Genomic DNA, 26,397 nt, shown 5'->3' with positions numbered 1-26,397 from the left:
TCCTTCAGTGGGTGGCAGCGGCGGCATCCGCCATCGGCGGCTGGTAGCGGCGCAGGCGCAGCGCGTTGCCCAGCACGAACACGCTGGACAGGGCCATCGCACCGGCCGCGAACACCGGCGACAGCAGCACGCCCCAGACCGGGTACAGCACGCCGGCCGCTACCGGAATCAACCCGGTGTTGTAGGCGAAGGCCCAGAACAGGTTCTGCCGGATGTTGCCCAGCGTCGCCTTCGACAGCGCGATGGCATTCGGCACGCCCTGCAGGTTGCCGGACATCAGCACCACGTCGGCCGATTCCACCGCGATATCGGTACCGGTGCCGATGGCCAGACCAATATCGGCCTCGGCCAACGCCGGTGCATCGTTGATGCCATCGCCGACGAACGCAACATGACCATGCGCGGCCTTCAGCCGGCGCACCGCCTCGACCTTGCCTTCCGGCAGCACCTCGGCCACCACTTCGTCGATGTCGAGCTGGCGCGCGATCGCCTGCGCGGTACCAGCGTTGTCACCGGTGATCATCGCCACCTTCAGGCCAAGCTGATGCAGTGCCGCGATTGCGGCCGGCGTGCTCGGCTTGATCGGATCGGATACCGCGATGATTGCGGCCAGGCGGCCGTCGATGGCGGCATACAGCGGCGACTTGCCCTGGGTGCCCAGCTCTGCCGCCAGCGTCGCGAACAAAGTGATGTCCACGCCCAGGTCGCGCATGAAGCGATCGGCACCGACCTCCACCCGCGCACCATCAACGTTGGCACGCACGCCCATGCCGGTGACCGATTCGAAATCGACCATCGACGGCAGCGCGATGCCCTGCTCGGTGGCTGCATCGACGATGGCGCGGGCAATCGGATGCTCAGAGCGCGATTCCACTGCGGCAACCGCCGCCAGCACGGTGCTGCGATTGAAACCGTCCGTGATCTCGAAGTCGGTCAGGCGCGGGCGGCCTTCGGTCAGCGTGCCGGTCTTGTCCACCGCCACCACCTTCGCGTCCTTCAGCAGCTGCAGTGCTTCGCCCTTGCGGAACAGCACGCCCATTTCGGCGCCGCGGCCGGTACCGACCATGATCGAGGTCGGCGTGGCCAGCCCCATCGCGCACGGGCAGGCAATGATCAGCACCGCTACCGCGTTGACCAGCGCGAAGCTCAGCGCCGGTGACGGACCAAAGATCAACCAGACCAGGAAGGTCGCCAGCGCGGCCAGCATCACCGCCGGCACGAACCACAGCGTGACCTTGTCGACCACCGCCTGGATCGGCAGCTTCGAGCCCTGCGCCTGTTCGACCATGCGGATGATCTGCGCCAGCATGGTCTGCGCGCCCACCGCCGTGGCACGTACCGTCAGTGCGCCCTTCTGGTTGACCGTACCGCCCACCACGCTGCTGCCCGGCTGCTTCTCGACCGCGATCGGCTCGCCGCTGATCATCGATTCGTCGATGTAGCTGCGGCCTTCAACCACCTCGCCATCGACCGGCACGCGCTCGCCCGGCCGCACTTCCACCATGTCGCCGCTCTGCACTTCATTGACCGGGATGTCGACGGTGCGGCCGTCACGGAACACATGGGCGACCTTGGCCTGCAGGTTGACCAGACGCTTGATCGCTTCGGAGGTACGGCCCTTGGCGCGGGCCTCGAGGAAGCGGCCGAGCAGGATCAGCGCAACGATGACCGCGGCCGCTTCGTAGTAGACGTTCACCGTGCCCGGCGGCAGCAGCCGCGGTGCAAAGGTCGCCACCACCGAGTAGCCAAACGCCGCGGCGGTGCCCACCGCCACCAGTGAATTCATGTCCGGCGCCAGCCGCAGCAGTGCCGGGAACCCCTTCTGGTAGAAACGGCGGCCGGGAATGGCCAGCACCAGCAGGGTCAGTACGAACTGCAGGTACCAGCTGGCCTGCATGCCGATGGTGGCCATCACCCATTCGTGCATGCCGGGAATCAGGTGCGAGCCCATCTCCAGCACGAACACCGGCAGCGCCAGCGCGGTCGCCACGATCAGGTCGCGCTTCAGTTCGGCGCGCTCGGCATCCTTCTTTTCAGCGGCTTCATCATCGGACTGCACACCGGCCTCGATCGGGCGGGCGGCGTAGCCGACCTTGTCGATGGCCGCAACCAAGGCGGCCGTATCAGCCACGCCGCGCACGGTCGCACGCTCCGTGGCCAGGTTCACGCTGGCCTGGCTCACGCCTGGCAACGCCAGCAGCGCGCGCTCCACGCGGCCCACGCAGGAGGCGCAGGTCATGCCTTCCACGGCCAGTTCAACGGTGGCGGGGGACACGTCGTAGCCCACCCGCTCCACCGCTTGGATCAACGCGGCACGATCGACCGGACCGGACGGGCGGATATCCGCGCGCTCGGTCGCCAGATTGACCGAAACACTGCCCACGCCTTCGACCCTGGACAGCGCCGCCTCGACCCGGCCGACACAGCTGGCGCAGGTCATTCCCTCGATGGGCAGGCTGATGGTGGCAGGGCTTGCGGGGGCTGCAGTGGCGCGGGGCATGCTCATGATCGGATTCCCGGGGTTCCTTCTGGATGCGGACAGGCTAAACCTTGCCATCGTGGGAAGGTCAAATCCAGCCACCCCGGGGGTTCATGATGGGGTTCATCCACGCATGGCGTGGAACTGCTGAGCGGACGGAGGCGCCAGGCGGATCAGGCCCGGCGCCCCCTGCGGGTCTGCTCAGAAGGTGAACACGTACTCCAACGCGAACTCGCGGCCGACCGCCCCCAGCAGGCGGGTCGGGGCGAAGTCGTAATCCAGCTTGTACGGGTCCTTGTGGTTCCAGCTGGCTGCGTTGAAGGCGTTGTTGACGTACACGTTTACCTTCGCGTGTTCGGTCACCTGGTAGCCCACGTTGAAGTTCCAGGTGATGAACGGCCCCACTCGACCGTAGTAGCGCGCCGTCTGCTGCCCGGCATTGGGGTTCGGGTTCGGCGAGCCGTCCGGACGTGTCGCCGGCTCCAGGCAGTTCAGCGACGGGCTGTCGCTGGGCACGTAGCCGTCGGCGAACGGCAGGCAGCCGCCGGGGTTGTCCAGGCGGTCGGTGCCCCAGTGGTAGCGCACGCCCGGCACCGAGCCCACGCGGTCGGCATAGACATTGGCATTCCAGTTGCCGCGCTGCCAGGCCAGGCTCGCGCGCAGCTTGCTGCGCAGGTCGCGGTCGCGGCGTTCCGGATTCGGATCGTTGGCGTAGCGCTGTTCCTTGGTCGAGATCTGGTTGGTGTAGTTCAGGCCCAGCTGGAAGCTGCCCCACTGCGCGGTTTCCAGGCGATAGCGTGCGGTCAGGTCGACACCACGCACTTCGCGGCTGGCCAGGTTGAACGGGCCGCGCTCGATCGACACCAGGCGGCCGCTGCTGTCACGGTTCACGCGGGCCAGGATGCCGGCGCAGTATTCGCCACCGGCCGGATTGGCCCATGGCGTGCCATCGATGTTCTTGCCGGTCAGGCAGCCGGCCTCGCTGGCCAGCACCTCATCGGCGCCGACGTCGACGATCATGTCTTCCAGCTTGATCGCCCAGTAGTCGGCACTGACCGACAGGTTCGGCATCACGTCCCAGACGAAACCGACCGTCCACGAATCACCGGTTTCCGAGCGCAGCAGCGGCGTGCCACGCCGGTTCACGTCGAAGGTGTACCAGACATCGGTGTTGCCCACGCCGCAGTTGTTGACCAGGTACGCGCCACTCTGGATGCAGCGCAGGCGGTCATAGGTCTGCACTTCGGAGCTGCTCGGCTGGCCCAGCAGGTAATGCATGTCCGGCGCATGGAAGCTGGTGGCATAGGAGCCACGCACCAGCAACGATTCAACCGGGCGCCATTCCAGGCCGACATTCCAGGTGGTTTCCTTCTGGCTGCCGATGTTCAGTGCTTCGCTGCTGTCGTCGGCCTTGTAGTTGCCATAGCGGTCATAGCGCGCGGCCGCAGTGGCGGTCACGCTGTCCAGCAGCGGAATCTTGAACTCGACGCCGGCCGAATAGCGGGTGCGCTCGCCGCCACCGCGATCGACGTTCTGCAGGTCGAAATCGATGCCGGCGCGTGGGTCGGGGCTGAGGTGATAACCCTGCTGCGCGACTTCAGCCACCGCGGCGAACGAGATCGGGCCGGCCCAGCCCTGGAACAGTTCGCCGGTGATATCCGCCGAGGCCTGGTTGACCCAGGACGCCGCACGGTTCTTCGCCACCGTACCCATCTGCCAGTACTGGTCCGGCGTCAGCGGATTCCACCAGCGCGATTCGTTCAAGGCGTAGATCGCCTCGCCATCGGCCGTGGTGCCCAGCTTCGGGCCGAGGAAGTAGTCGTACGACTTCTGCTTGTCGACCACGTTCTGCCGTTCTTCCACGCGGTAGTACGAGCGCCCCACCGTGGCGCTCCAGTCGAAGCGGTCGGCGAGGCGGCCACGCAGGCCGGCGCTCCAGTCCCAGGACAGTTCGCGGTTGGTGTTGCGCAACGTATCCAGCCCGCCAACCTCATTCGGGGTGAACTGGCGCACGCCAAGAATCGGACGGTTGCGGTTGGCGTCCCAGTAGTAGCCTTTGTCATCGTCGATCAGCGACACGCCGGGCGGATTGGTGCCCCAGATCGCTTCGGAACGGTAGACCGCCAGATTGGTCCAGGCCTGCAGGTCGTTGCTGAAATCGAAGGTGGCATACAGGTTGCCGGACACGTTCTCGGCACCGCCGGTGAGCAGCCAGTTGGCGTAGTCGGCGCTCATGCCGCACAGGCGGCCGGTGTTGGTGATGGTGTTGGCGGCGTAGTTGTAGACCAGTCGATCGGCGGTGTAGTACTCACTGCCGAACTTCTCGCAGGTGCCGGTGGGCGGCGCCAGGCGCTGGCCCGTGGTCGGATGGATCAACGCCAGTCCGGCGGTAGGACGGAAGCCGACCTTGCGTTGTTCCATGTTCCAGGACGGGTACGGCGCATCATCGGCATCGTCCATCTGCGGGCGGTCACGGCCGAACAACGGATCGCGCTTGGTGTACTGCAACGCGTAGGTCACGCTCCAGTTGTCACCGGTCTTGCCGCCGGCCCAGGACAGGTCCCAGGTGTCGCGCCCACCCTCGGTGGAGGTGCCGCCACGCACGCGCACCTCGTCGCCGTCGTAGTTGGTCTTCAGGATGACGTTGACCACGCCGGCGATCGCATCCGAGCCATAGATGGCCGAGGCGCCACCGGTCAGCACTTCGATGCGTTCCACCGCCGCAGCCGGAATGTTGCCGTAGTTGGAGAAGTTGGTTTCGCCGCCATAGGGCAGCGGGTAGTCGGCCACGCGACGGCCGTTGACCAGCAGCAGCGAGCGGTTCGGGCCCATCCCGCGCAGGTTCAGGCCGCTGGCATTGGGCGTATGCGAACCCCACTGCGAGGCGGCTTCAACAGTGCCGGTCGCTTCGGTGAGGGTCTTCAGCGCGTCGTACACGCTGACGAAGCCTTCCTTCTGGATCTGCGCGGCGGTGATCACGTTGACCGGTGCCGGGCCTTCGACGCTGGCGCGCTTGATGCGCGAGCCGGTGACGGTGACCGCGTCGAGATCCTTGGTGGATGAACTGGCGGCCTCCTGCGCGCTGGCAGCCAGGGGCAACAGGGCCAGGACCAGGGCCTGGGACAGCAGGTGACGACGCTTGCGGACGATCTGAGCCATGGGTGGTTGCTCTTCGAAAGTGTGGACGCACGGACGGGTGGTGGCGCGGCGCTACGGCTGATCCGGGCACCTGGATCGGTTCAAGACCGTCCCGACACCCTCCCCTGTGGATCGATCCAAACTAAAGCACAGCTGAACCACGCCGGGCATGCGGCGATGCAGCAATGCCCGAGGAAATGCCGCTATCGGCTGCCGGCATCCAGAACAATCAAAGGGTTGCGAAACATCGCTGAGTGAACAGCGCAGACGTCAATGACACGATCGCGACAATCGCGCGCGGAACGGATTTGTCCGCCCTCAGCGATTCCCCTCACCCGATCGAGTCGGGACGAAGTGGCCATTTCGGAGGGCGTAGCGGCTCGACGCATCGCCTCTGTGTCTGATACCCCACCAATCGATGGTGAACCCGTCGCCCTGCCAGATGACCGAGGAAAAGTCGGATTCACTGTGGGGTCGCCCTGAGTTCTGGCTCGCCAGAGACAGGGCCTCAAGGCAGCTGCTGATCAATACCCTGCCGCGCTCAATGGGCTTCGGCAGGGTCAATTCGTAGACGAACAGATGGATCTCACGCCCCGCGCCACAGCGCCCCATCGGGTTGGAAGCGTTTGAATCGAACACCTGATAGAGCGCGCGAAAGCGCTTCTCCCCGATCCGATGTACCCGTGCGTCGACGAACACGCCTGTAGCAGAGGGTGCCAGCGTCACGCCGCCCAGCAAATCGTCGATGCCGCCGCCCTCGGGTCCGACCGCCTTCCAGATAAACACTGGGGGCTGTCCTTCCTCTGCAGCTATTGCGGCGGTGTGCAGCAAACAGAGAAATAGCAGGAGCAATCGAGGCATGCGGAAGGAGGATCATTGCCAGGGGGAGTTGGACCCCACTGTCAATAATCCTGGCTTGATCGTCTACCCGGAAACACAGAGGCCCCTGCGTTCCGATGTTTGGCAGACTGACTGGCCATCCGCGCACGTCAGAAGCGTCACTTTTCGGCAACCGGTGCGCGTTCCGCAGCGGGGTCGGAGCCCTTCTGCGAAGGGATCCGACCCCGGCCCTGCGATCAGCCGTCGAGGGCCTGACGCAGCGCGGCCACGGTCGCGGTGGCGGTCTGGCTCCAGTCCGGGTCCAGCCCGCGCAGGTCCGGGTTCTGGAACTGCATGGCCGAGCGCCGCAGGCCTTTGGCCGAGGCGTGCAGTTCGGTGCAGCCGCTGCGTCGTGCGACGGCGGCGACATTGGCCGGGCCCAGCCCGGCGCCGGCCATCACCGTGATACGTCCCGCCGCCTGGGTGACCAGGCCCGCCAGCACATCGGCACCGGCCTCGGCACTGACCTGGCCGCCCGAGGTCAGCACGCGCTGGCAACCCAGTTCGATCACCTGTTCCAGTGCCGCCGGCAGATCGCGGGCGGCATCGAAGGCGCGATGGAAGGTCACCTGCAGCGGCCCGGCAGCCTGCACCAGTTCACGGCACAGCGCCACGTCGATGCCGCCCTGCACATCCAGCGCACCGATCACCACGCCATCGCAGCCGAGCGCGCGGCACTGCGCGATGTCACGCAGCATCAGTTCGGTTTCCAGCGCGTCGTAGTGGAAGTCGCCCGGGCGTGGTCGCACCAGCACGAACAGCGGAATCGACAGGCGTTCGCGCGCAATCGCGATGCTGGCGAACGACGGCGTGGTGCCACCCTCGGCCAGGTTGTCGAACAGCTCGATGCGGTCGGCGCCGCCGGCCTGGGCGGCCAGCGCCGAGGCCAGCGAGTTACTGGCAACCTCCAGGGTCAGCCGCGTGCTCACGCCTGGGTGCTCGTGTAGATCGACGGCGAGTCGCGCAGGTCATCCTGGCGCTGCCCATCGCACACGGCGTAGACGAAGCCGCGATGCAACGCGTAGGCGCCCACCTCGCCCTGCTTGTTCATGGCCAGGAAGCACACCTGCAATGTCTTGCTCGCTTCGGGGCGCTTGCGCACCACGCGGTCGATGGCTTCACGGCAGGCCTGTGCCGGCGAGCGCCCCTGGCGCATCAGTTCGACCACCAGGAACGAAGCGGCGTTGCGGATCATCTCTTCACCCACGCCCGAAGCAGTGGCCGCGCCCACGTCGTTGTCGACATACAGGCCGGCACCGATGATCGGGCTGTCGCCGACCCGGCCGTGCAGCTTCCAGGCCATGCCGCTGGTGGTGCAGGCACCGGCAAGGTGGCCCTTGGCATCCAGCGCCAGCATGCCGATGGTGTCGTGGTTGTCGCTGTTGCCGGGAATACCACGGCGCTCGGCGTTGATCTGCGGCTGATACTTCTCCGTCTTCAGCCACTCGCGCCAGGCCGCTTCGGCCTGCGGCGTCAACAGGTGCCTGCGCTCGAAACCCTGCTGCATCGCGAACTGCTGCGCGCCCTCGCCCACCAGCAGCACGTGTGGGCTGTTCTCCATCACTTTGCGGGCCACCGACACCGGATGCAGGATGTCGACCAGCGCGGCCACGGCGCCACAACGGCCATCGCCATCCATGATGCTCGCGTCCAGGCTCAGCACGCCGTCGCGATCCGGGTTGCCACAATGGCCGACGGTGGGGTTGCACAGCTCGCTCTCGGCCCAGCGTGCGCCTGCTTCCACCGCATCCAGCGCGCTGCCGCCCTGCGCCAGTACCTTCCACGCGGCCTGGTTGGCCGGTACGCCGAAGTCCCAGGTCGAAACCACCTTGGCCCCACCCTGCGTGCGCGCCTGCACGCCCGGCAAGGCCGCCATGCCTGCAGCCAGTGCACCGGCCTGCAGGAACTGCCTGCGATCCACCATCTTCCCCTCCCAGTCTGCAATGCACGGCCGGCCCGATGCCGACCCTGCCGATCAGTCGTGCGTGGGCTGCCGTGCGGCGTGCCAGACCGCTGCGCCGAGCACGCCCAACTGGCCGTGCTCCACGCGCCATACCGGCACCTGGCGCAGCACCTCGGTCAGCACGCCCTTGTTGAGGAAGCGCTCACGGAAGCGGCCATCGGCCAGGAAATCCTGCACATGCGCGGAAATGCCCCCGGCGAGGTACACCGAGCGCGCACCGACGGCGATCGCTGCGTCGCCGGCCAGGCTGCCCAGCCACGCGCAGAACACCTGCAGCGTTTCCACGGCCAGCGCATCCTCGCCGCTGCGTGCGGCGCCGATCAGTGCCTCGGTGCTGGTCCACACCGGGGTGACGCCGCGCAGTTCGCACAGGCACGGATACAGGTTCATCAGACCGCTGCCGGACAGCACGCGTTCGTTGTCCACGTGCGCCCAACGCTGCAGCAGCTTGCCCAGCACCTGCAGTTCCAGCGCGTTGCCGGCGCCAAGCGCGGCATGGCCGATCTCGCTGGCCAGCACCGGGCGCTCGCCGTCGGCAAAGCGCAGTGCGGCGCCCAGGCCGGTACCGGCACCCAGCACCAGCGCCGGGAATGCCTGCGCCGGATCAGCATCGCCGTTCAGCGGCACCAGCGTGTCCGGCTGCAGATAAGGGATGGCCAGCGCCACCGCCTCGAAATCGTTGATCAGCTGCAGTTCGCCCAACCCGGACTGCGCGCGGGTGGCCGACAGCGAGACCGTCCATGGCAGGTTGGAATTGATCAGCACATCGCCATCGAGCAGGCCGGCAATGGCCACCACCGCGGTCTGCACCGGCTGGCCAAGGCCTGCGGTGAAATCGGCCAGGATCGCCGCCAGGCTGGGATGCTCGGCGCAGGCATAGGTGCGATGGCTGCCCAGCAGCGGCGCCTGGCCGGGTTGGGTTTCAGCCAGCGCAAGGCGGGCAAAGGTGCCGCCGACATCGGCGACGACCAGATGGCGCGGAAGACCGCCGCGGGCGGAGTCGGAGGAAACCGGGGACGCTGCTGCGATGGTCACGCTGGCCTGCTTGGATCGATTGAATCGCCCCGATTCTCAGGCATCGGGGCGGCTTTGCCTAGCGCGCCGATGGTTCAGGTTGGCCTACATGCCTTCCTGTTCGGCCACCTGCACGCCATCCACCAGCACCCGCAGCCGCTGCGGGCGGAAGCCGGCGAACAGCAGCGGCCGGGTGCGCTCGACCAGCACTTCGTGGCCGGCGATGTGGCGCAGCCACGACTGTACCAGCGAGAACGAGAAGTGGGTGCCCGGATGCAGCGGGTGCTGCACCCAGACCGTCTCGGTGGCGCTCTGCAACTGCATCGCGCCGGTGAACCAGTGGCGGCTGAGGGTCACCGGCGTGGTGCCGGCCATGAAGCGGATATCCATGCGGGGTCCTTTCGCGTTGGGCAGCGGCGCCGTGGATCAGGGCTGGGCAGTCTGCAGGCTGTAGCTGGTGCTGGCGGTGAACACTGCACCATCAGGCTGGGTGGAGCGTACCTCGACCTTGTGGCTGCCCACGGCCAGATCGGTCGGCAGCGCGCCACGCCACAGGTGCGGCGATGCGGTGGCCTCCGGCGAGCGGTCGTAGCCACGCAGGCTGTCTGCAAGATCGTCGGCCACGTTCTCCACCATCAGGCGCGGATCGGGTTGGCTGACCTGCTTCATCGGCTGCCAGGCGCCTCCATCGACGCGGTACTCGACCACGCTGGCATCCTCACCCATGTAGACGTTGGCATAGATGCCCCAGGCCGGGTAGGCGCCCTGGCGCAGCACCTTCGGCGCATGCAGGCCGATCTGCTCGCTGGCCGGTTTTCCGGCCACGCGGTACTGCAGTCTGTAGCTGCCATTGCCGGCCACGTCGAGCAACGCATAGCCCTTCGGCGTGCCATCGCTCATGGTGCTGTCCGGCACGCCGGCGGCATTCTTCACGCCTGACCAGAACGCACCGCAGTTGGCGCCGACGTTGTATTCGTGCAGCGGCTTGTCGCCGTTCCAGCCCTCGGCCTTGCCATGGTAGACGTGCTGCTGGGTGTGGCTGTGGCCGCTGAGCACCAGCACGTTGCGGAAGTCCTTCAGCAGGTCGAACAGGCGCTGGCGGTCGGCATGGCGGAAGGTCTCGCGTCCGGGCGCCGCGTCGAACAGCGGGATGTGCATGCCCAGCACCAGCAGGCGATCCTTGTGCAGGCCCTTCAGGTAGCTGGCGAGGAAGGCGAACTGGTCTTCGCGCAGGCCGCCGATGTACTTCGGCTTGGCCTTGGGGTCGAACACCACGTCGTCCAGGAACACGAAACTGGCGCCGCCCTCTTCCACCGCATAGGTGTCTGGACCGTAGATGTTGCGCCAGCTGTCCAGCGAGTGTTCGTCGCTGGCCGCATCGAAGTCGAGATCGTGGTTGCCCGGCACATGGAACCACGGCACGCCAAGTCCGGTGGTGACCTTGTTGATCGCCGGATACAGGGTCAGGTCGTCGTTGACGATGTCACCCAGGGTGGTGCCCATGCGCGCCTTGGTCTTTCCCACCAATGGCGCGACGATCGACTGCTGGTAGTAGCCGATATCCTTCAGGCTGGCGGTCTGCGAATCGGTGAACACCAGCATCTGGAAGCCGCGCCGACTGTCATGGCGATCCGACTGCAGGGCGAAATCCCAGTTGCGGGTGACGTCGCTGGTCGCGGCGATGCCGCCGTACTTCAACGCCGGCGAACCGTTCGGGCGATAGTGCCGCCAGAACGAAGGCAGGCCGTCGGCCGCTTTCGGAAAGGAATACGCATCGGGCTTGATCACGAACACGGTCTGGCCATCACGCACCGGCAGGCTGTAGCTGCCGTCTGCAGCCGTCTTGACGATGGCCTCGCCGTTGGAGACCTGCACGCCGGCCAGGCCCGGATCGGTCGCACCGCGGCCGGGTTTGCCGTCGCGCTCCAGATAGACCTTGCCGGTGACCACGGTATCCGCGGCCCAGGCCGGCGAGGTCAGCAACAGGCAGCACAGCCAGGCGGCAGGCAGTTTCATGGGCGGTCCGGGTAAAGAAAGACCGCCTATTGTAGATTCCGTTGATGACATCGCGCACGCGATGACGCATGCCGGTAGTGCCGGCCGCTGGCCGGCAGCCTCATGAACGTCGGGCATCCGGGGCTTGCCGGCCAGCGGCCGGCACTACCGCACGTCAACGATGGCGTTTTTCCAGCACCGCGCGCGCATCATCCAGCGACAGCCCGCGCGCGCGCAGCAGCACCAGCAGGTGGTACAGCAGGTCCGAGGCCTCGCCCAGCAACGCCTCATCATCCTGCGCCACCGCCGCCAGGGCGGTCTCCACGCCCTCCTCGCCCACCTTCTGTGCGATACGGCGGATGCCGCCCTCGAACAGGCTGGTGGTGTAGCTGCCCGGCGGGCGTTGCGCCTCACGCATCGCCACCAGCTGGCCCAGCCCGCCCAGGAAATCCTTCGGCGCCTGGTCAAAGCAGCTCGCTGCACCGGTGTGGCAGGTTGGCCCCGCCGGCCGCGCCATCACCAGCAAGGTATCGGCATCGCAGTCGACGCTGATCGACTGCACCACCAGCACGTTGCCGGACTGTTCGCCCTTGGTCCACAACCGCTGCTTGCTGCGGCTGAAGAAGGTCATGTGGCCGATGGCCAGCGTGGCCGCCAGCGATTCGGCACTCACATAGCCCAGCATCAGTACCTGCAGGGTATCGGCATCCTGAACCACCGCCGGCAGCAGGCCGTCACCCTTGGCCCAGTCCAGCGCCTGCAATGCGTCCAACGACGGCCTGACTTCAATAGACATCCCGCACCTCGATCTGCTGTCCGCGCAGGTAGCGCTTCAATTCCGGAATGGCGATCGCGCCGCTGTGGAACACGCTGGCGGCCAGCGCGCCGTCGACGTCGGCCTGGTCAAAGGCTTCGGCGAAGTGCTCCATCGCACCAGCACCGCCGGAGGCGATCAACGGTACCTGGCACAGTGCCCGCGCCTGTTGCAGCTGCACGACATCGTAGCCACGGCGCACGCCATCGCTGTCCATGCAGTTCAGTACGATCTCGCCCGCGCCACGCCGTTGTGCTTCGACGATCCAGTCCAGGGTGCGCAGCGGCACCGCCTGGGTCTTATCCGGATCGCCGCTGAAACGACGCACCCGCCATTGCCCGTCGGCCTCGCGCACCGAATCGACGCCCACCACCACGCACTGCACGCCGAACTCGTCCGCCAGCTCGGTGATCAGCTCCGGGCGCCCCAGCGCCGGCGAGTTGATCGACACCTTGTCGGCACCGGCAAACAGCACGCGGCGCGCGGTTTCCACACTGTCGATGCCACCGGCCACGCAGAACGGAATGTCGATCAAGCGTGCGATGCGCTCGATCCACGCCACGTCGACCGAACGCGCCTCGGGGCTGGCGCCGATGTCATAGAACACCAGCTCGTCCGCCCCCTGGTCGCGATAGCGCTGCGCCAGCTCGGCGATGTCGCCCATGTCGACGTGGTCGCGGAAGCGCACGCCCTTGACCACGCGGCCATCGCGCACGTCCAGGCAGGGAATGATGCGGCGGCTCAACATGCCAGTGCCTCCGCCAGGTCCATGCGCTGCTCCAGCAGTGCCTTGCCGAGAATCGCACCGCCGCAGCCGGCGGCACGGGCCTCGGCCACATCGGCTACGTCACGGATGCCACCGGAGGCCTGCACGGCCACGCCCGGCAGCAGCGCCGACAGGTGCTGGTAGAGGCTGATGTTGGGCCCGGCCAGCATGCCGTCCCGAGCGATATCGGTGCACAGCAGGTGGCGCATGCCGGCGCGCGCGTAGCGCTGGGCCAGGTCATCCAGGGTCACTCCGGCGTTCTCGGTCCAACCGTGCACCGGCAATTGCCACTGCCCCTGTGCGTCCTGGCGCGCGTCCAGCGCAACCGTGATGCGATCGGCGCCGAATTCCTCTAGCCAGCCGACCACTTCATCGGGGCGACGCACCGCCAGCGAGCCGACCACCACGCGACCGGCGCCGGCATCGAGGATGCGCGCCACATCGTCGCGGCCGCGCACGCCACCGCCGGTCTGCACCTGCAGCGATGTCTGCGCGCGGATCGACGACAGTAGCGGCGCCAGCGTATAGCCACCGGCGCGCGCAGCGTCCAGATCGACCAGATGCATCCACTGCGCACCCTGCGCGGCGAAGGCCTGCGCGCGTGGCAACGGATCGTCGCCATACGAGGTTTCCTGCGCGTAGTCGCCCTGGCGCAGCCGCACCACGCGGCCGTCGCGGATATCCAGCGCGGGGTAGACGATGAAACTCATGCAGCAGTGCCCTCGAGAAAATTGCGCAGCATCAGCGAGCCGGTCTCGCCGGAGCGCTCGGGGTGGAACTGTGCGCCGTAGTAACGCCCCTGCTCCACCACGGCAGTGAACAGGCCGCCGTGGTCGCAGGCAGCGACGGTGTGGGTATTGAGGGGCGCGGCGTAGCTGTGCACGAAGTAGGCGCTGGCACGCTCCGGCACGCCGCGCAGCAGCAGCGATTCGCGCAGCGGCAGCAGGCGGTTCCAGCCCATGTGCGGCACCCGGATGCCGCAGGCCGGCACCAGCTTGCGCACCACGCCGGGAATCAGTCCCAGTGTCTCCACACCCGCCTCCTCGGAGCGTTCGAACAGCAGCTGCATGCCCAGGCAGATTCCCATCAGCGGCACCTCCAGTCGCTGCAGCGGTTCCACCAGGCCTTGCGCATGCAGGTGTTGCATGCCGGGACCGGCGGCGCCGACGCCGGGCAGGATCACCCGCTGCGCACCGACCAGACCGTCCGCATCGCGCACCAGCCGCACAGTCGCACCCAGGCGCTCCAGTGCGTAGCGCACCGAGCCCAGGTTGGCGCCGCCGGCATCGATCAGCGCAACGTCACTCACAGCGCCCCCTTGGTGCTCGGCAGTGCCGTGCCCTGCCGGGCCAGCGCCGGACGCAGCGCGCGGGCCAGGGCCTTGAAGCACGCCTCCACCTTGTGGTGATCGTTGTCGCCGCGTACCTGCAGGTTGAGGTTCAGGCCGCTGGCATCGCACAGCGAGCGGAAGAAATGCGGCACCAGCTCGGTCGGCATATCGCCCACGCGTTCGCGCTTGAACTCGCCCTCGAACACGAAGTACGGGCGGCCACTGAAGTCCAGCGCAGCGCTGGCCAGCGTCTCGTCCATCGGCAGGGTGAAACCGTAGCGGCCGATGCCGCGCTTGTCGCCCAGCGCCTCGCGCAGCGCCTGGCCCAGGGCCAGCCCCGTATCCTCGATGGTGTGGTGTTCGTCGATGTGCAGGTCACCCTCGGCCTGGATGTCCAGCGCGAAGCCACCGTGCTTGCCGATCTGTTCCAGCATGTGGTCGAAGAACGGCAGGCCGGTGGAGATGCGTGCATCACCCGCGCAATCCAGGTCCAGTTCGACGCGGATCTTCGTTTCTTTCGTGTTGCGCTGGACCACGGCGGTGCGCGGCGCATCGGCCAGCGCATGGGCAATACCCGGCCAATCCCACTCGCCACCAAACTGCGCGGTGCGCAGCTGGAAACCGCGGATGTTGAGGTTGTCGGCAAACTGCAGGTCGGTGATGCGATCGCCGACCATGCCCGAACGCGCCCAGTCGATGCTGCGGTCCTGCAGATAAGCCGTCATCAGTCCGATGCCCGGCTTGCGGGTCGGCGCATTGTCGTGCGGCCAGCTGCAGTCGATCAGCACGTCACGGAAAGTGATGCCCTGGCTTTCGAAGATCTGCAGCATCAGCTCGTTGGGGCCATCGAAGCTGGCACGCGGGTAGCTGTCGCTGCCCAGGCCATCCTGGTTGGTGACGATCACGAACTGGTAGCCGGCATCCCGCAGCTTCAGCAGCGCCGGGATCACCTGCGGCACGAAGCGCAGCTTCTCGTAGGCGTCGATCTGGAAATCGGACGGCTCCTCGATGAGGGTGCCGTCGCGGTCGATGAACAGGATCGGGGTCATGCTGCGGCCCTCCGCGCCGACAGGGCCGCGAGCACGCGGTCATTCTCTTCCGGGCTGCCGATGCTGATGCGAAGCGCATCGCCCAGCTGCGGCGCGGCGCGCTGGTCGCGCACCACCACCCCTGCAGCAAGCAGCGTATCGAACGCCGCCTGCGCATCGGCGAAGCGGACCAGCAGGTAGTTGCCGGACGAGGCGTACACCCGGCGTACACCGGGCAGGCTGGCCAGTGCCGTTCGCAGGCGTTCGCGCTCGGCGATGACCGTGGCCACGCGCTCGGCGGTGCGTGCCAGCGCGGCCGGCTGCAGGGCCTGCACGGCCAGTTCCGCGCACGGGGTCGGCACCGGATACGGCGCCTGGCAGCGGCGCAGCACGGCAATCAGTTCCGGCGCGGCGATCAGCGTTCCAATGCGCGCGGCCGCGAGTGCGTGTGCTTTCGACAGCGTGCGCAGCACCGCCAGGTTGGCGTGCACGGCCAGCAACGTGGTCGCCGACGGACGCTGCGCGTACTCGACATAGGCCTCGTCCACCACCACCAGTGCCTGCCCGCGCAACGCAACCGCCACCCGTTCGACCTCGTCCAGGGCGATATCACTGCCGGCCGGGTTCGACGGTGCGCACAGGAACACCAGCTTGGCATTGCGCGCCCTGGCGGTGTCGATCACCGCATCCAGATCGGCGCGCAGGCCATCCTCGCTGTCCACCAGCGGCACTTCAATCAATGCGGCGCCCTGCAGGCGTGCGCAGACGGCGTACATGCCGAACACCGGCGGCGTGACCAGTACGCCATCGCGGCCCGGCACGCACAGGGCACGCACCAGCAGATCAATGGCTTCGTCGCTGCCGCGACCGATCAGCAGCTGCTGTGGCGTCACGCCGTACAGCGCCGCAAGTCCCTCGCGCAATGCCAACGGCTGCGGTTCGGGATAGCGCCGGCTGCTGCCCGCGGCATCAGCGGGATTGGCCCAGGCCGATTCATTGGCGTTCAACCAGACCTCGCCCTGCACCGCCGCACTGCGCGCCGAGCTGTAGCCGGCGAAGGCCTGCAGATCCGGGCGAACCAGTGCCAGCACATCATCGATAGCCGCGTTCATGCTGCCACCTCCATGCGCACTGCGACCGCACGTTCATGTGCATCCAGGCCTTCGGCACTGGCGATGATGCGCGCGCAGCCGCCAATCGCTGCCAGGCCGGCGGCGCTGGCGCTCTGCACGCTGATCAGGTTCTGGAAGCTGGCCACACTGACACCACTGTAGGCGCGTGCGGCACCCGCGGTGGGCAGCACGTGGTTGGTGCCGCTGCAGTAGTCGCCCAGTGCCTCGGGGGTGTAATCACCCAGGAACACCGAGCCGGCCGCCTGCACCTTGTCCAGCCACGCACGCGGATCACGCAATGCCAGGATCAGGTGCTCCGGTGCATAGCGGTTGCTGATCGCGAAGGCTTCGTCCAACGAGTCGACCTGGATCAGCCGCGAGGCCGACAGCGCCTGGCGTGCGATCTGCTGGCGCGGCAGCAAGGCCACCTGGCGCTCGACTTCGGCCTCGACCGCCGCCAGCATCGCGGTATCGTCGGTCAGCAGCAGCACCTGCGAATCCGGGCCGTGCTCGGCCTGCGACAGCAGGTCGGCTGCAACGAACGCCGGGTTTGCACCTGCATCGGCAATCACCAGCACTTCGGAGGGACCGGCCGGCATGTCGATGGCGGCGGCGCCGTCCTGTGCGACCTGCTGCTTGGCTTCGGTCACGAAGCTGTTGCCCGGCCCGAACAGCTTGTCACAGGCCGGAATGCTGGCCGTGCCGTAAGCCATCGCAGCGATGGCCTGGGCGCCGCCCAGCTTGAACACGCGCTGCACGCCGGTCAGGCGTGCGGCCACCAGCACCGCAGGATCGGCCGTGCCGTCGGCGCGTGGCGGCGTGCACAGCACCACCTGCGGGCAGCCGGCCAGCTGCGCGGGCACGCCCAGCATCAACGCGGTGGACGGCAGCGGTGCGCTGCCGGCCGGCACGTACAGGCCGACGCGGCCGATCGGGCGCAGCATGCGTTCGCAGACCACGCCCGGTGCGGTTTCCACGGCATACCGCGTACCCATGCCGGCGGCGTGGAAGCGGGCGATGCGTTCGGCAGCTTCGACCATCGCCTGGCGCAGCTCGGCGGGGACGGCGGCATCGGCCGCTGCGAACTCGGCTTCGCTCACTTCGAACGATGGCAGCTCGACGCCGTCGAAACGTGCGGTAATCGCACGTAGCGCGTCATCGCCCTGCCCGCGCACCTGTGCAATCAGCGTAGCCACCGCATCGCGGGTCTGCTGCGCCACGGTCTGCACCGGGCGGGTCAGTGCCGCACTGCGCGCGGCCTCATCAAGTCGGGACCAGATCAGACGGTTCATGCCAGCGACCGCTCCACGCTCAGTACCATCAAGCCCTGCGCGCCGGCGCGCTCGAGTTCCTCCATGCGCTGCCAGCTCAGCGGGCCCGGGCACATGGTCTGCAGGCGCAGTGCGCCGCCGTCGGCCGGCAGCCGCACCAGCGGCTCGGCATCGGCCAGCAGCTGCGCCAGCGCGTCGACGCGATCCTCGCTGGCGCGGAACATCAACAGCTTGCGGTCCTGGCGCTGCACCACGCCGTCGAGGCGGCGCAGCAGCATCGCGCGCAGCGATGCACGTGCATCATCCGGCACGCGCACCGCACCGGCCAGCACCGCCTCGCTGTCGAGCAGGTTGTGCACCGGGGTCAGCTGGTTGGCGCGCAGCGTGGCGCCGCTGGAGACCAGATCGCAGATCAGGTCGGCGGTACCCAGGCGCGGGGCGATTTCCACCGACCCGGACAGCTCGACCACCTGTGCGTCCACGCCCTGTTCGGCCAGCCATTGCTTGAGGATGGCCGGGTAGCTGGTGGCGATGCGGGCACCGGCCAGCTGCGCCGGTCCCTGCCACTGCCACTCCTCGGGTACCGCCAGCATCAGCCGGCACTGGCCAAAGCCCAGTCCGCGCAGTGCCTGGTAGGCATCCGGCAGGCCGATCTGGCGACGTGCCGCAGCCTGCTCGTCCAGCTCGTTGCGGCCGACGATGCCGAGGTCGCAGACGCCGTCGGCGATCAGGCCGGGGATGTCGTCGTCGCGCACCAGCAGCAGGTCCACCGGCAGCGATTCGCCGTAGCAGAACAGCTTGTCGCGGCTCTCGCGCCAGCTCAGGCCGCAGGCGCTGAGCAGGTTGCGCGCGGGTTCGGCCAGCCGGCCACTCTTCTGGATGGCGATACGCAGCCGGTCTCGTGCCGGCGCTGCCTGGGTTGCACTCATGGGGGAGGTCTCGAAGTTCGGAACGGGGCGCGGATCAGCGCGAAGCAAGGCGGTCGATGGCGGCGGCATAGCCTCGATGGCCATGCTCGAGCGTTCGCGCCACCCGTCCGGTGGTGGTCACGCTGACCCCGGTGCGCTCGTGGATCTCGCGATACGGCACGCCCTGCTGCAGCAGCGGCACCACCTTCCAGCGGTCGGCCATGGCTTCCAGCTCGGCCGGTGTGCACAGATCGCGCAGGAAGGCCTCGACCTGTTCCGGCTCGCGCAGGGCGGCAAAGGCCCGGGCCAGGGCTTCAAGGTCGGCCTTCGGGTCTTTGGCGGCAATTTCGGGGCGGGCTTTCACGGGGTCGTTTCCATGCATCAATGTAATAGCGCGTTAGTACATTAGCGCATTCTTGCGCGGTGCGTCAAATGCAGGGTTTGGGGCGGCAGGGCAGCTGCCCCGCACCCACAGAGGGCGGAGCATCGGCACAGCTGGGTTCCGGACCGACCCCGCCCTCGACAGGTGGTCGCGAGCTGTCGGGACGGCTGGGGTCGGATCTGTTTTCCAGAGGAAAACGGCTCTGACCCCGGAACGGGGCCCGGAAACGAAAACGCCCACCGGTTGGTGGGCGTTTCGTTGAAGCGCTGCATGCTGCCAGGGGCCGTTACATCACCTTCGATTGCTCCAGCTCGACCTGCAGGGTGCTGGCCAGCTCGTCGCGGGAGACTTCGAACTGCTGCTCGCGCAGCAGGTCCTTCACTGCCACCACGCCGCGCGCCAGCTCGTCCTCGCCGGCCAGCACCACGAAGCGGATGCCGGCCTTGGCGGCGTACTGGAACTGCTTGCCGATCTTCTTCGGCTCCATCTGCACTTCGGTATTGATGCCACCGGCGCGCAGGCGGCGCGCGATGTCCAGCGACTGCGGCATGCCCTGCTCGTCCATCAGCGCCACCAGCGCCTGCACGCTGCTGCCCTCGATGCCATCGATCAGGCCGGCTTCGCGCAGCTGCCAGAACAGGCGCGACAGGCCGATGGAGATGCCCACGCCCGGCAGCTTCGACTTGCTGTAGTGGCTGGCCAGGTCTTCGTAGCGGCCGCCCGAGCAGATCGAACCGATCTGCGGGTGGTCGGTCAGCGTGGTCTCGTAGACGGTGCCGGTGTAGTAGTCCAGGCCGCGCGCAATGGAGAAATTCAGGCAGTACGCGGTTTCCGGCACGCCCAGCGCCTGCACCAGCTGCAGCACTTCGCGCAGTTCGGCGACGCCGGTACGCAGGATCTCCGAAGAACCGGCGTCGGCTTCAAGCGTGGCCAGCTGCGCCAGTGCATCGGCATGGCCCTGCGAACGCACGGCCACGAACGCCAGGATCTTCTCGACCTGCTCGGCCGGAATCTCGAAGCCCTCGCCCACCAGCGTCTCGCGCACGTAATCGGCGCCGCGCTTGTCCAGCTTGTCCACTTCGCGCAGCACTGCCAGCTGGCGCTCGCCCTCGGCCACGCCCAGGCTCTCGAAGAAGCCACGCATCAGCTTGCGGTTGTTCAGCTGGATGCTGAAGTCACCGATGCGCAGTTCCGAGAACACCGCGTGGATGACCGCCAGCACTTCGGCGTCGTATCGCACGCTCAGGCTGTCCTTGCCGATCACGTCGATGTCGCACTGGTAGAACTCACGGAAGCGGCCGCGTTGGGCGCGCTCGCCGCGGTACACCCGCTGCATCTGGTAGCGACGGAACGGGAAGGTCAGTTCATGCTCGTGCTCGGCCACGTAGCGCGCCAGCGGCACGGTCAGGTCGAAGCGCAGCGCCATTTCCGGCAGCGAACGGTCACCCGATTCGGCGGCGTTGGCCAGCGCACCGGTGGACTGCACGAAATACACCTGGCGCTCGGTCTCGCCACCGGACTTGGTCAGCAGCACGTCGGACAGCTCGAACACCGGCGTCTCCACCGGCAGGAACCCGAAGCGCTCGTAGTTGCGACGGATCACGTCCAGCATGCGCTGGAACGCAATCTGCTCGCGCGGCAACAGTTCAAGGGTGCCGGGCGGGGTACGGGGCTTGATCACGGGCGGAACTCCTGCTGGAACGGGACGTGGGAGGGGGCGACATTCTAGCGCCCCCGCCTCGGGCAGGGTCGAACGGCCGCTTGAAGTATCATAAGGCCCTCCCCGCCCGCGATACGCCCCCGCAACATGTCACGGCCTTCCGGCGCTCCGCCCGCCACCAACGATCCCGCCTCGCCGTCCTGCAACACGCTGGACTGCCTGCACTGCTCGGTTCGCCACCTTGCGGTGTGCTCGGCGCTGTCGCCCGATGAAGTGCAGGCACTGGAACAGGTCACCGTTTCCCAGCAGGTCAGCATGGGCAGTACCCTGGCCCGCACCGGCGAAGAGCGCGACCATGTCTATACATTGACCGGCGGTGCCCTGCGCCTGGTGCGCACCCTGGCCGATGGCCGCCGCCAGATCAATGGCTTCGTGCTTCCTGGCGACTACCTGGGCCTGAGCGGCAGTGACCACCACCGCTACGATATCGAGGCCATCGCAGACAGCCGCGTATGCCGTGTCGCGCTGCCGCAGATGAAGGCGCTTCGCAGCCGTTTCCCGCACCTGGAACGCAAGCTGCTGCAGCGTGCCTGCCAGGAGCTGGACGCCGCCCAGGATGCCGCGCTGGCACTGGCGCGGCTGCAGCCGGCCGAGAAAGTGGCCGACTTCCTGCTGCGCCTGGCCGCGCGCGAGGCCAAGCTGGGTGGCGATGGCCTGCGCGTCTCGCTACCGATGGGGCGTGGCGACATCGCCGACCATCTGGGCCTGACCATGGAAACGGTCAGCCGTACCTTCACCAAGCTGCGCCAGCAGGGGTTGATCGCCCTGCCCCACCTGAACGTGGTGGAGATCCTCGACGAGGACGGGTTGCGCACGCTGGCCGGCAACCACGTCCATCTCCGGTCAACGCAGCAACACCTCGCGCAACGCCGCATACTCCGCGGCCAACGGTTCCGCGTGCGCGGGCCGCTGCAGCAACGCATCCAGCGCAGGCGGCACCGCCACCGTTTCGCCGATCAGCGGCTCGACCACGGCCTCGAACTTGGCCGGGTGCGCCGTGGCCACCACCGCCCAGTCGCCCTTGGCGCCGCGCGCACGCAGGTCCTGCAGCACCTTCACCGCTGTGGCCGTATGCGGGCAGAACAGTTCGCCGTTGCTGGCATGCGCCGCCGCAATCGTCGCGCGGATGGTCACGTCATCCACCGCGAACGCGCGGAACGCAGCGCGCAGCTCGGCGTCATCTCCGAGGTAAAGCCAGCGCAGGCGTTCAAAGTTGCTGGGCGCCCCCACATCCATTGCGTTGGCAACCGTGGCCACACTGGCCTGCGGCTGATAGTCGCCACCGTTGAAGTACGCCGGCAGCACCGCATTGGCATTGGTCGCCAGCACGATCTGCCCGATCGGAACGCCCAGCGCGCGCGCCAGCACTGCGGCCATCGCATTGCCCAGATTGCCGGTCGGCACCACCAGGTTGAGCCGACGACGATGCGCTGCGTAATGGGTCAACGCCGCATGTGCGTAGTAACTCATCTGCGGCAGCAGCCGGCCCAGGCTGATGCTGTTGGCCGAGCTGAGCGGCACCTGCGCCTGCAGGTCACGGTCGGCCAGCGCCTGCTTGACCATGGCCTGGCAATCGTCAAACGCCCCGGCCACACGCAGCGCCTGGATGTTGTCGCCGAAGCAGCCAAGCTGATGCGCCTGGCGCGGTGACACGCGGCCATCCGGGTACAGCACCACCACACGCACGCCCGGCTGGCGGTGGAAGGCTGCCGCCACGGCGGCACCGGTATCGCCAGAGGTGGCGACAACGATCGTCAGGTCGCGGTCCTTGCCGGCCTGCAGCCGCGACAGTGTTCCGGCCAGGAAGCGCGCACCGATATCCTTGAACGCCGCCGTCGGCCCATGGAACAGCTCCAGCACATGGTCACCGCCGCCCAGTGCACGCAGCGGCACCGGAAAGTCGAACGCCTCGCGGCAGATCGATGGCAGCGCCGCCTCCAGAGCATCACCTGCGAAGAACGGTGCCAGCAGATCGGCGGCGGTATCGGCCAGCGTTGCGCCGGCCCGCAGCTCACGTGGCGCCGGCAGCACCTGCGGAACATACAGCCCTCCATCGGGCGCCAATCCTGCAGCGATCGCCGCACTGAGGCCAACGGCCGGGGACTGACCCCGGGTCGAAACAAATTGCATGGGTTCGGTATCCAGTAAAGGGGAAGGATTCAGCACAAGCGGGCTCCCGCTGCATCCAGCGGCGACACCCAGGCATCGCTGTCGAAACCGGCGGCGGCAAATGCCGCCTGCACCGGTGCGGCAGCGGCGCGGGCCTGGTCGGCGTCCTCGAACCAGGCGAACACGCTGGGTCCGGCACCGGAGATGCCCGCACCCATTGCATGGGCCGACAGCGCCGCATCGCGGGCTGCTTCGAAACCTGCAATCAGGCCGGCCCGCCGTGGTTCGACCAGCACATCGCGCAATCCAGCCCGCACCAGCGCCGCATCACTACGATGGCAACCACTGAGTACCAGCGCGAGGTTCGCACTCTGTGCCACGAATTCACCCAGCGCGTAGCTGCCCTGCAGCACCTGGCGCGCACGGCGTGTTTCCAGCACCGCGTGCGGATGCACCAGCAGGCTGTGCCAGGCCGCCGGCACAGGAATTGGCAGCAGGCGGTCGGCCGTACACAGCGCAAGACCACCCAGCAGCAGCGGCCCCACGTTGTCGCCGTGGCGGCCACCGCTGGCCACTGCCTCGCCATCGAGCGCAAACGGATACAGCGCCTCACGCGACAGCGGTGCATCCAGCAGCGCGTTGCCGGCAACCAACGCCGCAACGCATGACGCTGCCGAACCGCCCATGCCGGAACCGAACGGAATGCCCTTGTCGATCTCCACCGCGAATCCGAAATCCAGGCCCAGGCCTTCGCGCAGTGACGTCAGCGCAGCGCCGGCGGTGTTCCCGGCTGCCTCCAGCGGCAGCTCGACCGCACTGCCACGGATCGCCTCGATGCGCACCAGCGGTTCATCGATGCGGCGCACGGTCACGGTATCGCCAACACCGGCGATGGCATGACCAAGAATGTCGAAGCCCACCGCCACGTTGGCCACCGAGGCCGGCGCGAACGCACGTGCGATCACAGGCGCGCTCCTTCACCGGCCGCGACCCGCAGCAGGTCGGCAAACACACCGGCGGCGGTGACTTCCGGGCCGGCCCCCGGACCCTGCACCACCAACGGGTTGTCGCAGTAGCGACGGGTACGGAACTGCACCACGTTATCGGTCAACCGAAGGTTGGCGAAGGCGTGGTCGGTGGGCAGTTCCTGCAGGCCCACCGAGGCACCGTCAGCGCCCAGCCGTGCCACGTAGCGCAGCACCGCGCCACGCGCCCGCGCGTCCTGCAACCGCTGCAACAGGCTGGCATCGGACTCGCCCAGCCGCGCCATGAAGTCATCCACGCTGCCGTCGCGCAGCAGCGCCGGCACCAGGCTTTCCACCTGTACCTGTTCCAGGCTGAGCGCGTGGCCGGCCTCGCGGGCGAGGATCACCAGCTTGCGCGCCACGTCCACGCCCGAAAGATCATCGCGCGGGTCCGGCTCGGTGTAGCCCATCGACCGCGCCTGCGCGACCAGCTGCGAGAACGGCTGACTGCCGTCGAAGCGGTTGAACAGCCACGCCAGCGTGCCGGAGAAGATGCCTTCGATCGCCAGCACCTCGTCGCCCGTATCGACCAGATCACGCAGCGTGGTGATCACCGGCAGGCCCGCGCCCACCGTGGCTTCGTAGCGGAAGCGCGCACCACTGGCCGCCGCAGCAGCACGGATGCGCTGGTAGCGCGGCAGCGGGCCAGCACCGGCCTGCTTGTTCGGGGTCACCACGTGGATGCCGGCAGCCAGCCAGCCCTCATAGCGCTCGGCCACGTCGGCGCTGCCACTGCAGTCGATCACCACCGCATGCGGCAGGTGCGCGGCCAGCAGATGTTCGGTGAAGCGATCCAGGTCGCTGGGCTCGCCCGCGTCCTGCAATGCCTCCCGCCAATCGGCGTGCAGGCCATCCACTTCCAGCCGCATGCGCGAACGCGAGGCCAGCGCGCGCAGGCGAAGATCCACATTGGCCTTGGCCAGCAGCTGCAGGCGGGCCGCCAGCAGCTGGTCCAGCAGTGCCGCGCCGACGTTGCCCGGCCCGATCACGCCGACCGCGAACGTCTGCGGCGACAGCCAGAAGCCCGCATGTGCGGCCCGCAATGCGCGGGTGGCATCGGCACTGTCCACCGCCACAGAAATATTGCGCTCCGACGAGCCCTGCGCGATCGCCAGGATGTTCACCTGCGCGCGTCCCAGCGCCTCGAACAGGCGCGCCGCCACACCGGGCTGGCCGGCCATGCCGTCACCCACTGCCGCCAGCACGCTGACGCCCTCACTGACCTGCACGCGCTGCACCTGCCCTACCGACAGTTCATGCGCGAACGCGTGCAGCAGTGCCTCACGGCCACGCGCCGCTTCGGCAGCGCGCACCACGCAGCAGATCGAATGCTCTGACGAACCCTGCGAGATCATCACCACCGACACCTGCGCCTGGCGCAGCGCCGCGAACACGCGCTCGGCGGTACCGGGCACACCGATCAGGCCGGTGCCTTCCAGGTTCAACAGGGACAGCCCGGGGCTCAGGGTCAGGCCCTTCACCGGCCCGCGCGGCGAGCGCTCGGCGCTGATGCGCGTCCCCGGATGCGCCGGCTGGAAGGTATTGCGGATGAAGATCGGCAGGCCGAGGCGGATGGCCGGCGACATCGTCTGCGGGTGCACCACCTTGGCGCCGAAATAAGCCAGCTCGCAGGCCTCGTCGTAGCTCAGTGATTCCAGCTGCACCGCTTCGGGCACCAGTCGCGGGTCGGCCGACAGCACACCGTCGACGTCGGTCCAGATGTGCAGTTCATCGGCATTGAACAACGCGGCGAAGATCGCGCCGGAATAGTCGCTGCCATTGCGGCCGAGCGTGGTGATGCGGTCATGGCGGTCACGGGCAACGAAACCGGTGGCGACCAGGCGCATCTGCGGATGCCGCAGGCGCCACTTGGCCAGGCGGTCCGCGCTGGACTCCCAGTCGACATCCACACCCAGTTCGCCATGCCCGACCACCAGCACGTCGCGTGCATCGAGTACCGCACAGTCTTCGCCCAAGGCACGCAGGTGGGTGCCAAGCAGTTGCGCGGAGAATACTTCGCCCAGGCCCTGCACGCGGTCGAGCACTTCGCGCGGCAGCTCGCCGATCACCGCCAGCGCCGCCAGCACTTCGGCCAGTTGATCGAAGCGGGCGTCGATCCATTCGACGGTCTCGCCCACCTGCTCGCCCAGCAGGGCCACGGCGGCGCCACGGTGACGCGCGCGCAGCGCATGCCAGGCCTCGCGCCAGGCTTCGTCGCCCTTGGCCGCCAGCTGGGCCAGCTCGATCAGCGCGTCAGTAACGCCCTTCATTGCCGAAACGACAGTGACCTGCAGCGATTCGGGACGGGCCAGCAGCAGGGCCGCAACATGGCGGTAGCGTTCGGCATCGGCCACCGAGGTGCCGCCGAACTTGTGCACGACGATGGACGGTGCAGCCAGATCGGCCGGGGCAACGGGATGAGTGGGGGCGTGGGAAGACATGCAGACCTCGGCAGGAGGCCCCG

21 protein-coding genes and 1 pseudogene are annotated in these 26,397 nt (G+C 67.8%); 1 reads left to right on the top strand and 21 read right to left on the bottom strand.

Features of this window, described 5'->3' with window-relative positions; genetic code table 11:
• Positions 1–4: 4 nt before the first annotated feature.
• The 18 genes from AC5P7E_RS14955 to hisS form a co-directional block, all read right to left on the bottom strand.
• Positions 5–2,506, bottom strand: a complete 2,502-nt coding sequence (locus AC5P7E_RS14955) for a heavy metal translocating P-type ATPase (RefSeq protein ID WP_111722977.1) — start codon at positions 2,504–2,506, stop codon at positions 5–7.
• A 174-nt stretch (positions 2,507–2,680) separates the two neighbouring features.
• Positions 2,681–5,638: a TonB-dependent receptor plug domain-containing protein gene (locus AC5P7E_RS14950; protein ID WP_114618759.1), complete on the bottom strand. Its 2,958-nt coding sequence runs from the start codon at positions 5,636–5,638 to the stop codon at positions 2,681–2,683.
• Between the two features lie 297 nt (positions 5,639–5,935).
• Positions 5,936–6,403, bottom strand: a complete 468-nt coding sequence (locus AC5P7E_RS14945; protein WP_114618774.1) for a hypothetical protein — start codon at positions 6,401–6,403, stop codon at positions 5,936–5,938.
• 290 nt (positions 6,404–6,693) lie between these two features.
• Complete coding sequence (locus tag AC5P7E_RS14940; RefSeq protein WP_005409437.1) at positions 6,694–7,425, bottom strand: copper homeostasis protein CutC; 732 nt, start codon at positions 7,423–7,425, stop codon at positions 6,694–6,696.
• Positions 7,422–8,420 carry a glycosylasparaginase gene (locus AC5P7E_RS14935; protein ID WP_114618758.1) on the bottom strand — a complete coding sequence of 333 codons (999 nt, stop codon included), beginning with the start codon at positions 8,418–8,420 and terminating at the stop codon, positions 7,422–7,424. The genes AC5P7E_RS14940 and AC5P7E_RS14935 overlap by 4 nt, the downstream gene beginning before the upstream one ends.
• Positions 8,421–8,471: 51 nt before the next feature.
• Complete coding sequence (locus tag AC5P7E_RS14930) at positions 8,472–9,494, bottom strand: glucokinase (RefSeq protein WP_005413172.1); 1,023 nt, start codon at positions 9,492–9,494, stop codon at positions 8,472–8,474.
• 84 nt (positions 9,495–9,578) lie between these two features.
• A complete protein-coding gene (locus AC5P7E_RS14925) occupies positions 9,579–9,863 on the bottom strand; it encodes a hypothetical protein (RefSeq protein ID WP_012480039.1) in 285 nt (94 codons plus the stop codon).
• 36 nt (positions 9,864–9,899) lie between these two features.
• Complete coding sequence (locus AC5P7E_RS14920) at positions 9,900–11,489, bottom strand: calcineurin-like phosphoesterase C-terminal domain-containing protein (RefSeq protein ID WP_044570028.1); 1,590 nt, start codon at positions 11,487–11,489, stop codon at positions 9,900–9,902.
• Positions 11,490–11,643: 154 nt separating this feature from the next.
• Positions 11,644–12,264, bottom strand: a complete 621-nt coding sequence (gene hisIE / locus AC5P7E_RS14915) for a bifunctional phosphoribosyl-AMP cyclohydrolase/phosphoribosyl-ATP diphosphatase HisIE (RefSeq protein ID WP_099527183.1) — start codon at positions 12,262–12,264, stop codon at positions 11,644–11,646.
• Positions 12,254–13,030, bottom strand: coding sequence for an imidazole glycerol phosphate synthase subunit HisF (gene hisF, locus AC5P7E_RS14910; RefSeq protein ID WP_005409431.1), 777 nt, complete (start codon positions 13,028–13,030; stop codon positions 12,254–12,256). The genes hisIE and hisF overlap by 11 nt, the downstream gene beginning before the upstream one ends.
• Positions 13,024–13,758 carry a 1-(5-phosphoribosyl)-5-[(5-phosphoribosylamino)methylideneamino]imidazole-4-carboxamide isomerase gene (hisA, locus tag AC5P7E_RS14905; protein ID WP_114618757.1) on the bottom strand — a complete coding sequence of 245 codons (735 nt, stop codon included), beginning with the start codon at positions 13,756–13,758 and terminating at the stop codon, positions 13,024–13,026. The genes hisF and hisA overlap by 7 nt, the downstream gene beginning before the upstream one ends.
• Positions 13,755–14,357: an imidazole glycerol phosphate synthase subunit HisH gene (hisH, locus tag AC5P7E_RS14900; protein ID WP_087803382.1), complete on the bottom strand. Its 603-nt coding sequence runs from the start codon at positions 14,355–14,357 to the stop codon at positions 13,755–13,757. The genes hisA and hisH overlap by 4 nt, the downstream gene beginning before the upstream one ends.
• A complete protein-coding gene (gene hisB / locus AC5P7E_RS14895; protein WP_005409428.1) occupies positions 14,354–15,427 on the bottom strand; it encodes a bifunctional histidinol-phosphatase/imidazoleglycerol-phosphate dehydratase HisB in 1,074 nt (357 codons plus the stop codon). Before hisB ends, hisH begins: the two co-directional genes overlap by 4 nt.
• A complete protein-coding gene (hisC, locus tag AC5P7E_RS14890) occupies positions 15,424–16,518 on the bottom strand; it encodes a histidinol-phosphate transaminase (protein ID WP_005409427.1) in 1,095 nt (364 codons plus the stop codon). Before hisC ends, hisB begins: the two co-directional genes overlap by 4 nt.
• Positions 16,515–17,810 carry a histidinol dehydrogenase gene (hisD, locus tag AC5P7E_RS14885; protein WP_049461200.1) on the bottom strand — a complete coding sequence of 432 codons (1,296 nt, stop codon included), beginning with the start codon at positions 17,808–17,810 and terminating at the stop codon, positions 16,515–16,517. The genes hisC and hisD overlap by 4 nt, the downstream gene beginning before the upstream one ends.
• Positions 17,807–18,718: an ATP phosphoribosyltransferase gene (gene hisG, locus AC5P7E_RS14880; protein WP_012480030.1), complete on the bottom strand. Its 912-nt coding sequence runs from the start codon at positions 18,716–18,718 to the stop codon at positions 17,807–17,809. Before hisG ends, hisD begins: the two co-directional genes overlap by 4 nt.
• 34 nt (positions 18,719–18,752) lie before the next feature.
• Entirely contained in the window at positions 18,753–19,061 is a 309-nt protein-coding gene (locus tag AC5P7E_RS14875) for a YerC/YecD family TrpR-related protein (RefSeq protein WP_005416326.1), read from the bottom strand.
• Between the two features lie 304 nt (positions 19,062–19,365).
• Complete coding sequence (gene hisS / locus AC5P7E_RS14870) at positions 19,366–20,760, bottom strand: histidine--tRNA ligase (protein WP_005413164.1); 1,395 nt, start codon at positions 20,758–20,760, stop codon at positions 19,366–19,368.
• Between the two features lie 126 nt (positions 20,761–20,886).
• Between hisS and AC5P7E_RS14865 the strand changes: the two are divergent.
• Positions 20,887–21,627, top strand: a pseudogene (locus AC5P7E_RS14865) (Crp/Fnr family transcriptional regulator); the annotation flags it as partial.
• Between the two features lie 15 nt (positions 21,628–21,642).
• Here the strand turns inward: AC5P7E_RS14865 and thrC are convergent.
• The 3 genes from thrC to thrA are packed head-to-tail and all read right to left on the bottom strand — an operon-like array spanning position 21,643 to position 26,374.
• Positions 21,643–22,929, bottom strand: coding sequence for a threonine synthase (thrC, locus tag AC5P7E_RS14860; protein ID WP_049461202.1), 1,287 nt, complete (start codon positions 22,927–22,929; stop codon positions 21,643–21,645).
• Positions 22,930–22,958: 29 nt separating this feature from the next.
• Entirely contained in the window at positions 22,959–23,873 is a 915-nt protein-coding gene (locus AC5P7E_RS14855) for a homoserine kinase (RefSeq protein WP_005409420.1), read from the bottom strand.
• Positions 23,870–26,374, bottom strand: a complete 2,505-nt coding sequence (thrA, locus tag AC5P7E_RS14850; protein WP_111193865.1) for a bifunctional aspartate kinase/homoserine dehydrogenase I — start codon at positions 26,372–26,374, stop codon at positions 23,870–23,872. Before thrA ends, AC5P7E_RS14855 begins: the two co-directional genes overlap by 4 nt.
• Positions 26,375–26,397 lie beyond the last annotated feature (23 nt).

This window comes from Stenotrophomonas sp. YJH_SMC_25, assembly GCF_059369595.1.
The sequence above is the reverse complement of the archived record's forward strand: the minus strand, read 5'-3'. Positions and strand labels throughout refer to the sequence as shown.

Bases quoted from the DNA above. Each gene is read 5' to 3' on its own strand.
- AC5P7E_RS14955 (WP_111722977.1), bottom strand. From the start codon at position 2,506: ATGAGCATGCCCCGCGCCACTGCAGCCCCCGCAAGCCCTGCCACCATC.
- AC5P7E_RS14950 (WP_114618759.1), bottom strand. From the start codon at position 5,638: ATGGCTCAGATCGTCCGCAAGCGTCGTCACCTGCTGTCCCAGGCCCTG.
- AC5P7E_RS14935 (WP_114618758.1), bottom strand. From the start codon at position 8,420: ATGGTGGATCGCAGGCAGTTCCTGCAGGCCGGTGCACTGGCTGCAGGC.
- AC5P7E_RS14925 (WP_012480039.1), bottom strand. From the start codon at position 9,863: ATGGATATCCGCTTCATGGCCGGCACCACGCCGGTGACCCTCAGCCGC.
- AC5P7E_RS14920 (WP_044570028.1), bottom strand. From the start codon at position 11,489: ATGAAACTGCCTGCCGCCTGGCTGTGCTGCCTGTTGCTGACCTCGCCG.
- hisIE (WP_099527183.1), bottom strand. From the start codon at position 12,264: ATGTCTATTGAAGTCAGGCCGTCGTTGGACGCATTGCAGGCGCTGGAC.
- hisF (WP_005409431.1), bottom strand. From the start codon at position 13,030: ATGTTGAGCCGCCGCATCATTCCCTGCCTGGACGTGCGCGATGGCCGC.
- hisA (WP_114618757.1), bottom strand. From the start codon at position 13,758: ATGAGTTTCATCGTCTACCCCGCGCTGGATATCCGCGACGGCCGCGTG.
- hisB (WP_005409428.1), bottom strand. From the start codon at position 15,427: ATGACCCCGATCCTGTTCATCGACCGCGACGGCACCCTCATCGAGGAG.
- hisC (WP_005409427.1), bottom strand. From the start codon at position 16,518: ATGAACGCGGCTATCGATGATGTGCTGGCACTGGTTCGCCCGGATCTG.
- hisD (WP_049461200.1), bottom strand. From the start codon at position 17,810: ATGAACCGTCTGATCTGGTCCCGACTTGATGAGGCCGCGCGCAGTGCG.
- hisG (WP_012480030.1), bottom strand. From the start codon at position 18,718: ATGAGTGCAACCCAGGCAGCGCCGGCACGAGACCGGCTGCGTATCGCC.
- thrC (WP_049461202.1), bottom strand. From the start codon at position 22,929: ATGCAATTTGTTTCGACCCGGGGTCAGTCCCCGGCCGTTGGCCTCAGT.
- thrA (WP_111193865.1), bottom strand. From the start codon at position 26,374: ATGTCTTCCCACGCCCCCACTCATCCCGTTGCCCCGGCCGATCTGGCT.